This window comes from Flavobacterium algoris (assembly GCF_048158525.1).
In the GTDB taxonomy this organism is placed as follows: domain Bacteria; phylum Bacteroidota; class Bacteroidia; order Flavobacteriales; family Flavobacteriaceae; genus Flavobacterium; species Flavobacterium algoris.
Map to the genome: position 1 here is coordinate 30,003 of NZ_JBLNKT010000033.1, position 11,262 is coordinate 41,264.

At 34.0% G+C, this 11,262-nt stretch carries 9 protein-coding genes; 5 read left to right on the top strand and 4 right to left on the bottom strand.

Annotation, left to right across the window (positions count from 1 at the left end; genetic code table 11):
* Positions 1 to 12: 12 nt before the first annotated feature.
* From ACM55I_RS14170 to ACM55I_RS14185, 4 genes are read right to left on the bottom strand one after another with little or no spacing between them, the layout of a single operon-like run.
* On the bottom strand, positions 13 to 1,311 hold the full coding sequence (locus tag ACM55I_RS14170) for a TolC family protein (protein WP_416847506.1): 1,299 nt from the start codon (positions 1,309 to 1,311) through the stop codon (positions 13 to 15).
* Positions 1,304 to 3,721 carry an ABC transporter permease gene (locus ACM55I_RS14175; protein ID WP_416847507.1) on the bottom strand — a complete coding sequence of 806 codons (2,418 nt, stop codon included), beginning with the start codon at positions 3,719 to 3,721 and terminating at the stop codon, positions 1,304 to 1,306. The genes ACM55I_RS14170 and ACM55I_RS14175 overlap by 8 nt, the downstream gene beginning before the upstream one ends.
* A 4-nt stretch (positions 3,722 to 3,725) precedes the next feature.
* Positions 3,726 to 4,439, bottom strand: a complete 714-nt coding sequence (locus tag ACM55I_RS14180; protein WP_416847508.1) for an ABC transporter ATP-binding protein — start codon at positions 4,437 to 4,439, stop codon at positions 3,726 to 3,728.
* Between the two features lie 45 nt (positions 4,440 to 4,484).
* Positions 4,485 to 5,723: an efflux RND transporter periplasmic adaptor subunit gene (locus ACM55I_RS14185; protein WP_416847509.1), complete on the bottom strand. Its 1,239-nt coding sequence runs from the start codon at positions 5,721 to 5,723 to the stop codon at positions 4,485 to 4,487.
* 140 nt (positions 5,724 to 5,863) lie between these two features.
* Here ACM55I_RS14185 and ACM55I_RS14190 point away from each other — a divergent pair, with 140 nt between their 5' ends.
* The 5 genes from ACM55I_RS14190 to ACM55I_RS14210 all read left to right on the top strand — a co-directional run bounded on the left by ACM55I_RS14190 (position 5,864) and on the right by ACM55I_RS14210 (position 11,024).
* Positions 5,864 to 7,213, top strand: coding sequence for a sigma-54-dependent transcriptional regulator (locus ACM55I_RS14190; RefSeq protein WP_416847510.1), 1,350 nt, complete (start codon positions 5,864 to 5,866; stop codon positions 7,211 to 7,213).
* Between the two features lies 1 nt (position 7,214).
* Positions 7,215 to 8,549 carry a sensor histidine kinase gene (locus ACM55I_RS14195; protein ID WP_416847511.1) on the top strand — a complete coding sequence of 445 codons (1,335 nt, stop codon included), beginning with the start codon at positions 7,215 to 7,217 and terminating at the stop codon, positions 8,547 to 8,549.
* Between the two features lie 269 nt (positions 8,550 to 8,818).
* Positions 8,819 to 10,276, top strand: a complete 1,458-nt coding sequence (locus tag ACM55I_RS14200) for an FAD-dependent oxidoreductase (RefSeq protein ID WP_416847512.1) — start codon at positions 8,819 to 8,821, stop codon at positions 10,274 to 10,276.
* Between the two features lie 89 nt (positions 10,277 to 10,365).
* Entirely contained in the window at positions 10,366 to 10,665 is a 300-nt protein-coding gene (locus tag ACM55I_RS14205; RefSeq protein WP_416847513.1) for a transposase, read from the top strand.
* 47 nt (positions 10,666 to 10,712) lie between these two features.
* Positions 10,713 to 11,024, top strand: a complete 312-nt coding sequence (locus ACM55I_RS14210) for a hypothetical protein (RefSeq protein ID WP_416847514.1) — start codon at positions 10,713 to 10,715, stop codon at positions 11,022 to 11,024.
* Positions 11,025 to 11,262: the final 238 nt, after the last annotated feature.

Sequence of the window (11,262 nt, forward strand, 5' to 3'; positions counted from 1 at the left end):
TTGGTTTCATTTTTATAAAATATTATTTTTCAACAGATTTATTTTCAGGTCAATATATTGCAGTTGAAGATTATTTTTCAACACTTCATACTCTGCTGTCAGCAATTGGTTTTTCACTGTAGAATATAAAATCGCTTCTGCTTTTCCGCTTATAAACTTTGCTTGTGTAGTAATTAATGATGCTTTGGCATATCTTAGTTTTTCCATCAATTTATTCTGAAGTTGCAAATAATTTCTTTTGTTTTGTTCTTCTAATACGACTTGTTTGTCTAATTGTTGTTTTTCTTGTTCTAAGACCAGTTTTATCTTATCACTTACTATTTTCGATGCACTGATTTTTTTATTATTTCTAAAACCATTGAAAACAGGAACGTTCAACTGCATGCCAATTTGTTGACTTCTGTTGTTTTCTAATTGATTTTTAAAACTATCTGTGTTTACTTGATTTAAAGTTTTATAATAAAAAGTGGAATATCCATAATAGGCTGACAATGTGGGCAAATTGCTAGCTTTTTCTAAGCCTATCGACTTCAAACTATTTTGATAATGGAGCTCAGCAAGCTTTATTTTAGGATTATATACTATCTTTTCAATTGCGTCAGTTGTTCTTTCGTTCAAATAGAGTTCCAAAACCACTTTATCAATTGCAACATCTGTAACATTTATCAATTGAAATAATTGTGTTTTTTTAATTACATACAACTGTTCGGTTTCTAAATTTAGATTTTCTTCCTCCGAAAAGCTCAATTGCATATCATACAAATCACTTTGAGGCCTACTTCCAATAGCGACTTCTTTTGTTACTCTGTCCAAGTTGAAAGTAGCTTGTTTGAGTTGCTCTTTTTGTATTTTTAATAGTTCTTGAGTGTAAAGTGCCTGATAATAGCTTTCTAAAAGCTGTAATTTATATTCATTTTCTACAACATCTTTCTCGGCTTTAGCCAATTCAATATTTATTTTATCTTTTTGAGCATTTGCAAAAGCACTGAAATCAATTAGATTTGCTCGGGCATTGCCATAGAAATTATTATTTTGCAAATTAGAACTTACCCTTCCGTTTGTTGAAGGATCAATGGTAGAACCAAAATTATAACCTTGTTCTCCATATAAATTGATCGTTGGCAACATTCGATTTAAAACGGAGTTTTGTGATTTCTGTGTTCTTTTAATTTCTAGCTGCCTGATTTTTATTTCGATATTATTCTGCAAACCCATTTCCATACACTTTGTAAGCGACCAAGGGTTTTCCTGGCCGCTAGCAAACGCACAAAATAGTATAAAGACTACTGTTAAAACGATTCTATTATTCATATTTTAAATATTTCAATATGTCAGTTTTTGTTGCTTGATAAGCTCTTGACAGCACTATTATTAGTGTTAAAACTAATAAGATTATAAATCCAAAAACGAATGGAAATACCGTTATATCTATTCTAAAGGCGAAATTTTCAAGCCATTTGTTCAATAAATAATACACCGGAAATAAGGCTATTAAAAACCCGATTATGCAATACAAAATATACTGTTTTGATAACTCTTTCAACAAAACATTAGTTTCTGCACCAAGCGTTTTTCGGATTGCAATTTCTTTCATCCGTCTTTGTATCGAATAGGAAGCCAGAGCAAATAACCCGAAAAGGGCAATACCAATTACAACAATATTTAACAATGAAAAGAGGTTCTTTTGTTTGACGTAAGTTTCATAAGTTCTGGCGTATTGTTTATCTACAAAATCATATTTAAAAGGATATTCATTATCTGCTTTTACCCATAACTTTTCGATATCAGCAATCGTATTTTCAATATTATCCGATTTTAGTTTTACGAAAACCTTATTGATATTTTGAGCAATATCTACCGTTTTAAGATGATAGAAATACATCCCTGACACCTCTACTTCAGGACTTAATAAATTAAAATCTTTAACAACTCCTATGATTTTTAATTTTCTTTGTTTGATAATTAGTTCTTTTCCTATAGGCTCTTTCATGTTCATCAACTTTTGTGCTGTTTCATTAATCACCACAGAAGTAATAGTATCCGAAGCATGTTTCTGATCAAGAGACCTTCCTTTAACTACTTCTATTTTCATCATTTCGAACATACCAAAATCAACTGCAATTGTTCGTGCTTTAAAAAGTTCATCATTGTACAATACACCTCCTAATGAATCATCTGAACCATCAAATGAAATCAATCCTGTAGAAGCTTGTTCTACCCCTTTTATTTTAGCCAGCTCTTGTTTTATTGTACTGTATTTGTTGTAGATATTTTGCCCTACGTTTTCCACTTCATAATCCGAATTAGGAAAATTCAAATTAATTTCAATCACTTGATCTCCTTTAAAACCTAAATCTTTATTGGTTAGATAATCGATTTGCTGATACACAATATAAGAACCAACAATAAAGAAAGTAGCCACTGTAAACTGGAAAATCAACATTCCGTTACGCAACCAGATTCCATTTTTACTTCTTCCAAAATTACCTTTCAGAACTTTTAAAGTTTCGAAATTAGCAACATAAACCGCTGGAAGTATTCCTGCCACCAAAACTGTAATACTGAAAATTAGAATTAATTGCAGATAAAACTGACTGCCAATTATTCGTAAACTCTTATTTAAAAAATCATTGTAATACGGCAAAGTCAACTCAACAGTAACCAATGCTAGTAAAATCGAAAACAAACTTATTAGAGCAGTTTCAAAAATAAATTGAATAACAATAGTATTTTTTGAAGCACCCACAACTTTACGAACACCAACTTCTTTAGCACGTTTAACTGCATTAGCTGTAGCCAAATTGATATAATTTACAATCGAAAGAATGAGTATTAAAACAGATATCCCGACCATAATCAACAAAAACTGATAATTTCCTCTGCCCTCTGGATATCCATCTGTAATAGAATGTAATCTCGCTTTTGAAAGTGGCTCTATAACTACATTAAAATGACCTATTTTCTTAGCCATTTCTTCGAAAGTAAAACCTTCTTCATGGGCAATTCTTCGAACAAAATCTTGGTTGTAAGTTTTCTCTAAACTCTTTCCAGTATTCTCAATTGTTGAAGGGTCTTTAATTTTAAGAAGTAATTTTAAAACAAAAGGAGCTGTAGAATTCCCACTTGTAAACTCTTTCATTTTATTCATTATAACATCTGGAGCAATTGAAGAATTCCCTGGAATATGATAAACAGCGCGCACTACAAACATTTGATCCAAACATGTTATTTGTTTGCCAATCGGATTTTCGTCACCAAAAACTCGTTTAGCAATCACATCTGAAATAGCAACACTTGAATCATCTTTTAATGCCGAAACTGCATCTCCCTTAATAATTTCAAATAGGAAAAGAGAAAAGAAATCAGGCTCAACATTAATAATTTTATCAACTATTTCTTTCTTGCCTTTGTAGATAATTTTATCCTTTTGATACCAGCTGTCAGCATAAACTACCTTTTCTACATTAGCATCTTTATCTAAAATAGGTTTTAGGAATAAAGCACAATCTGAAAAAACTGGCATTCCTGCTAACTGCACTAATACTTGATGTACATGGTCTTTTTCAGGATTCCAATCATCATAACTTTGTTCATCGTTCCAATAAAGCAAAGCAAAAATTAATCCCGCGATTCCAATACTCAAACCCAAAATGTTCAAAGCTGTAAAAAGCTTGTTATTTTTGGTGTGATATAAGAATATATTAATCCAATTTTTTAGCATGATTTTAGTTGTTGGAATTGGTTACTAAAACGTCCACATTTCTATCATTCCTTTTTTCAGAAAGTATAATTCCATCTTTCATTATAATCGTTTTCTGTGAAAATGAAGCATCATAATCTGAGTGTGTTACCATTAATATTGTTGCTCCATTCGAATGTAAATCTGTCAATAATTCCATTACTTCGTTTCCGTTTTTACTGTCAAGATTTCCCGTAGGTTCATCGGCAAGAATAATTTTCGGATCGTTAATCAAAGCTCTGGCAACTGCTACACGCTGTTGCTGTCCTCCGGAAAGTTGCTGTGGATAATGTTTTAATCGGTGTGAGATTCCTAATTTTTCGGCGATTGCTTCTACTTTTTTCTTTCTCTCCGAAGAAGGAACTTTGTTATAAATCAATGGCAATTCGATATTGTCATAAACTGACAACTCGTCAATCAAATTGAAATTCTGAAAAATAAAACCAATATTTTCTTTTCTGACTTTCGATTTTTCTTTCTCTTTTAGTCCAATCATTTCTTGGTTTAACAACTGATAGCTTCCGCTCGAAGCGCTATCCAATAATCCAACAATATTCAATAAAGTTGATTTTCCACTTCCTGATGGTCCCATAATCGAAACGAAATCTCCTTGATTAATGGTTAAAGAAACTTCACCTAGTGCCATAGTTTCTACTTCTTCAGTTCTAAATACTTTTGAAAGGCTTTTAATTTGAATCATAATATTATTCGTTTTTTGATTGATGATATTTTATATAATTATTTCTTATTCTAAATTTAATATTTCTACCAGTTTATAATCTTTATACGATGACGTGATTACTTTTTCGCCTACTTTTAATCCGCCAAGTACTTCATAATACAATGGATTTTCTCTTCCCAGTTTGATTTCTCTTCTTTCTGCTTTGTTGCCATTGAGTACAAAAATCCATTTGCCGCTGGTCTCTTCGTTAAAACTTCCTTTCGAAAGTACTACCGTCTTTGTTTTTTCCGACAGATTTAATTTTACCCCAAAACTCAACCCTTGTTTTAAATCCAGTTTTTCGGAGGAAACAAAATCCAATTCCACTTGAAACCTTCCATTTTTGATTTCAGGAATTACTTTGGTTATTTGAACTTCGATGGCTTTGTTTTCAAAATCCACAGTTCCTTTTTGTTTCTCAGCAATTTTATCCAAATAAAACTCATCGACATCAGCTACCAATTTATACCCTTTTCTATCATCAATAAAACCGATGCTCGTGTTTTGCGAATACGTTTTTCCAAGTATCGGTTCGAATGAAGAAAGCCTTCCGGAAATTGGTGCTATAATTAGAAAATTCTTTTTGTTAGTCCTTAGTATGTCCAAACTTTTGTTCATGATACCAATGGATTGGTTGAGTTGCCCAATCTGAATTTGATTTGCCAGTTTTTCTTTTTTGACACTTTGTTTGATGATGTTCATGCGCTCCTTTTGAAAACGGTAGTTCTCTTGGGTCTTTTCCCATTCGTTTTTAGAAAGTATTTCTTGTTCAAAAAGTTTTTTATTTAATTCGAATAAATTTTTAGCATCGAGATAATCGTGTTCTATGGCAATCAAGTCTTTCTCTAAATTCAACTCTTGATTTCTTAAATCGAGTTTGGCTTTGTTCAAATTATTGATTTGTTCGATAATCGCTGTTTCCTGTTGCATATACGCTAGCTCTGCATTAGGATTGTATAATCTTGCCAGTGGTTGTCCTTTAATAACCATATCTCCATTTTCGACAAATATTTCCTGAACGGCCCCACCTTCAATGATATTAATTAACATTGAGTTTAAAGGAATTGCTTTTGCCTGAAAAGACATGAAATCTTCAAAAAAATTATTTTCGACCGTCTTAATCGTGATTTCAGCTTTTTTTACGTTCAAACTTCTTTTTTTGGTTGCGGAAGTAAAGACAAAATACCCGAAAAGTAAGATAATTGGCAATACGATTAAAAGATACTTATTTTTGTTAGTTTTACCTGTGATTACGGTGTCCATTGTTGATGATTTGATAAGCATAAAGAGATTTTCGTGCCAAAAACTTAAACATTGTAACAGCCTTATTTTTAAGTTTTTATTTTTAAAACAATTTTAATGGTGTTCATTATTGAACACCTTTTGTCCGAAACCGAACAGTAATGAAGAAGACCAATGCCTCAATATTAGTTATAGACGACCAAGAAGACATTCTTTTTGCTTCCAAAATGCTCCTTAAAAAGTATTTTGAGAACATTTACACGCTCAATAACCCGAAAAATGTAGTTGAATTATTAGCAAAAAGCTCAATAGATGTCGTTTTGCTGGATATGAATTACAGAATAGGATTTGAGGATGGAAAAGAAGGTTTGTATTTATTAAAAGAAATAAAAACACTTTCTCCAAAAACCGTTGTTATTTTGATGACCGCTTTTGGTAAAGTTGAAACGGCTGTGGAAGGTTTAAAAGCGGGTGCTTTTGATTATATTCTAAAGCCTTGGGAAAACGAAAAATTACTTAGCGTTGTTAAGCAAGCTGTCGATAAAAGTCGAAAAGAACAAAAGAAACCAAATACTATTGAGAGTTCCCATGATTTTTTCGTTGGTAATTCGGATGTTATAAAAAAGGCGTATTCTTTGGCAGATAAAGTTGCCAAAACCGATGCCAATGTTTTAATACTTGGAGAGAACGGAACTGGTAAGTATGTTTTGTCAAATCATATTTATAGCCAATCAGAGCGAAAAAATAATCCTTTTATCCATGTTGATTTGGGTTCGTTGAATTCCAATATTTTTGAAAGTGAATTATTCGGTTATGCCAAAGGTGCTTTTACAGATGCTAAAATCGACACTCCCGGACGTTTTGAAATGGCTCAAAACGGGACTATTTTTTTAGATGAAATAGGAAATGTTCCGTTGCATTTGCAATCTAAACTCTTGCAGGTTATTCAAACTAAAGCAGTAACCCGATTGGGAGAATCAAAAGCAAGACCGTTGAATGTTCGCATTATCACGGCTACTAACATGGATTTAAAACAAGAAGTTGCCGATAAAAATTTTCGTGAAGATTTGTACTATCGCATCAACACTATGGAAATCATCTTGCCTCCATTACGGGAACGAAACGAAGATAAAATCCCTTTGGCGCACTATCTTTTGCAAAAAATGATTGATAAATACTCTCGAGAGCAAATTTATTTTGACGAAAAAGCATTGGAGCAAATAGCAAAGCACGCTTGGAACGGAAACATTCGAGAAATGGAAAACAGAATAGAACGTGCCGTGATTCTTTGTGAGAACAATTATATTACTGTTTCCGATTTAGATTTGGAACAAATAACAACTTACGAGGATAACCAAGATGATATTCAGCTTTCAGCTGTAGAAAAATCTGCCATCGAAAAAATCCTGTTTAAGAATAACAATAACATCAGTAAAACCGCTGAAGAATTGGGGTTATCAAGAGCATCTTTATACCGTCGTTTAGAAAAATATAACATCAGCACCAATTAATATGTTTACATCCTGGAAAATATACCAACTGCTTTTTGCTCGATTGATTTTTATTCTTTCCGTTGCTGGAATTTCCATCTTTCTTTTTCAAAAAGAATTGGTTTTTACAGCAGTATTTAGTCTTCTTATCATTTTTCTGCTCCTAGTTGAAATCTATTTTTACATCAAAAATGCCTTTTTGCTTTATGACAGAACGATTACTTCGATTTTGCAAAATGATTTTACTTCGGATTTTTCAAAACATAAATCTTATCAAAATTATTCCAACTTATTCAAGTTGTATGAAACGCTGAAAAACAAAGAAAATGAACAGGTTTCAAAAGATATTGTCTATCGTTCTATTTTAAACAATATCGAAACGGGAATTATTATTCTGCAAAAAGACGGAAACGACTGGAATATTTTTTTGATGAATGACTATTTTTCCAAGCATTTTGATGTGCCAAAAGTCTCCAAATGGAAGTATCTGAAAAATCATTTGCCTTCGCTTTGTAAAATTATGGAGGAACAGAATTTTCAGGAAATCAAAACATCATTAGAAATACGCGTTAATCAACAAGACACGCAAACATTTGTAATGCAAACCTCGAGAAGTGAAATTTACAATCGGGATTATTTTATTGTTTTACTGGATTCGATTCAAAATGTAATCGAGAAAAAAGAGAAAGAAGCTTGGATAAATCTAATGAAGGTGATTTCACATGAGCTTTTGAATTCGATTACTCCCATTCGATCACTTTCTCAGAATTTACAGGATTTGGTTCAGCAGGAAACCATTTCAGCAGAAGATTTGGACGATATGAAAAGTAGTGTTGCCACGATGTTGAGACGAAGTGACCATTTGCAACAATTTGTAGAAAGTTACCGAAAACTGGCCATGTTGCCTTCTCCAAAAAAAGAAATAATAGAACTGTCAAAATTGATTGAAAACAGTTTTCAAATTATGATTCCATTATTTAAAAACGAGCAAATAGAAGTCGTAAACACGATTACTTTCGACCGCAGACTCAATATTGACCCACAACAAATGGAGCAAGTATTGATTAATCTTTTGACCAATTGCATTTATTCTTTGAAACAAACGCTAAATAAACAGATTATTATTTCCGCAGAAGTCAAAGAAAAGAGAATTTTTATTATGATTACCGATACAGGAAAAGGCATTGAAAAAGAAATAGAAAATAAAATATTCTTGCCATTTTTTACCACCCGAAAAGAAGGTGCCGGAATTGGATTGACGTTGTCCAAAAGTATTGTTGAGGCACATGGCGGCTATCTTGCGTATAGGAATGATGATAAAAAAACCACTTTTGTGATTTGTCTGGTTGATAATTAATCTAAAAGCAGCAGAAAATTTCAATAAAATAGCTCTGAGAAATCCTTTCTATTTCAATTTGAAAAAAGTAGTTTTGTACCGCTAATCTTTTGTCTTAAAGTTACGCAACTGCCACAAGCGGCAAAACGCTGAAAACTATAAATCTCTCTCGTTAAATTATATAGCAGTAATGAAAGTCATAATCACTACTTTATTATTAAGCCCAGCGTCAATTGTGTTTGCTAAGTTTTCATATAGAGAGAAGCTAGATCAAGTTAAATAAAGAGGAAGTGAAAAAAGTGGAAAATGAAGCAGCAAGCTGGACTATTTGTCCGGAATGTCAAGGACGTGGTAAAAAAAGCCGAGGGCTTACCAAGAAAGCGCGACTCCGCTACCAAATGGCATTAAATCAATTTGAAAAAACGAATGGCGAAGAGACGGCTCCAGTTCCTCCAAAAGGTCACCTACACTCCTGCTTGAACTGTAACGGATCTGGTTTGCTTAATTCTAATAGTCACCCTGTGGCGGATAAAGAAAACTACCCACACGTTGCTATTATTGGTGGTGGTATAGGAGGTGTGGCTCTGGCTGTGGCTTGTTTGCACCGCGGGATTCCTTTTACCCTTTATGAGCGCGATAGCAACTTCGATGCTCGATCTCAAGGCTATGGACTCACTTTGCAACAAGCTAGTAAAGCGATCGAAGGATTGGGTATTTTCTCGTTAGAAGAAGGAGTGATTTCAACAAGACATGTGGTTCATACCTCAGAAGGAAAAGTAATCGGTGAATGGGGAATCAGAAAGTGGATACAGTCAGATGCAAAAACGTATTCAAAACGTACAAATGTGCATATTGCACGGCAATCTTTACGATTAGCCCTACTTAAGCAGCTCGGCGGACATGACGCTGTACAATGGGGACACCAGTTAGTAGATTTTACAGCATGCGTGGGTGAAGGTGTTAATCTGACTTTTCAAGTGGACGGGAAGATAAAAAACGCCAAGGCAGATCTTGTGGTTGGAGCAGATGGTATTCGTAGTTCAGTACGTAAGCTGCTGATTGGTGCCGATAGTACTCCTCTGCGTTATCTAGGTTGTATTGTGATATTGGGTATTTGTCCTTTGAGTATTCTCGAAGGTCTTAATAGTTCTTTACTGGACTCGGCCACTGTATTTCAAACCGCCAATGGCAATGAGCGGATCTACATAATGCCATATACATCAGAATCGGTGATGTGGCAACTTAGCTTCCCAATGCCAGAAAAAGAGGCTAAGGCGTTAAGTGCTAAAGGTCCTCAGGCACTCAAAGAAGAAGCCTGTCGTAGAACACAGTGGCACAACCCTATACCTCAGATTTTAGCGGCGACTCTGGAAACTCAGATTTCTGGTTATCCTGTGTATGACCGAGAATTGCTCAGTTCAGAATTGCTAGCGAAAGCAGGAAAAGCAACTCTGATTGGAGATGCGGCTCACCCAATGAGTCCATTCAAAGGACAAGGGGCAAATCAAGCACTGCTGGATGCACTCAAGCTGGCTCGCAGAATTTTAAAAGGATGCCGACCTTTATCTGAATGGCGGAAAGCCGGAATAAGGGAATGTGTATTGACAGAGTTTGAAGCGGAAATGTTAGAACGCTGTGCTTCTAAAGTGAAAGATTCAGCAGAGGCCGCACAGTTCCTACATTCTGAAATTGTGCTTCACGAGGGTGATGAGCCTAGAGGACGGTGTATAAAGAAAAAAAATACATAAACAAGGCGCTTAAATTACTTAAATAGTTTGGTTTGGACATGCTAACTTAGCCATCACAGAAAGTTAAGAAATAATCTTAATTTTAATGTATGAAACAAGTGCGCAAAATTTATGACAAAGCTTTGAAAGAAAAAGCCGTCCAATTGAGTTATGAGAGAACAAACATATCAGAATTGGCCAGAGAGCTGGGAGTAACAGCACCACAGTTGTACAAATGGCGCAAAGAGTTCGAGGAGTTTGGAGAGGGAAGTTTTCCAGGAAAAGGGAATTTAAAACTAAGTTCCGAACAGGAAAAAATTCACGAACTGGAGAAAAGACTCAAAGATGCCGCGTTAGAGCGCGATATATTAAAAAAAGCAATCGGCATTTTTTCCAAGAGCGGTCGATGATTTATAGTTTCATTAAAAACAATGAACAAGTATTCCCGATTGAAAAAATGTACAAAGTTCTACAAGTGAGTAGTGGAAGTTATTACCGATGGAAAAAACAAACAATCAGTGCAAGACAGCAACGAAAAATCGCCATAAAAGAAAAGATAACATTGATTTATTTTAAATCCAAACAACGATACGGAAGTCCTAGAATAACATTAGAACTTAGGAGTATTGGTTATAAAATTTCAAGACCCGAGAGCTTTGCTCGAACAGGCGAAGCAATTAGTGTAGCAAAATATATGAAACAGCTAGGCTTACGAAGTAAATTAAGCAAGAAATTCAAAGTAACGACCAACTCAATCATAATTATTTAATCCTTGAAAATATATTAAACAGAGGGTTTATTGTAAAAATGCCTTCAAAAGCTTGGGTTTCTGATATCACCTATATTCAAACCAAAGAGGGATTTGTATACCTGACAACTTTATGGATTTATACGATAGAAAAATCATAGGTTGGAGTTTAAGCGATGGAATGAGTACAGATGAAACCTCGCTTAAGGCTTGGAAAATGTCGGTTAAAAACCGAAATATTGAGGAAGGTTTGATTTTT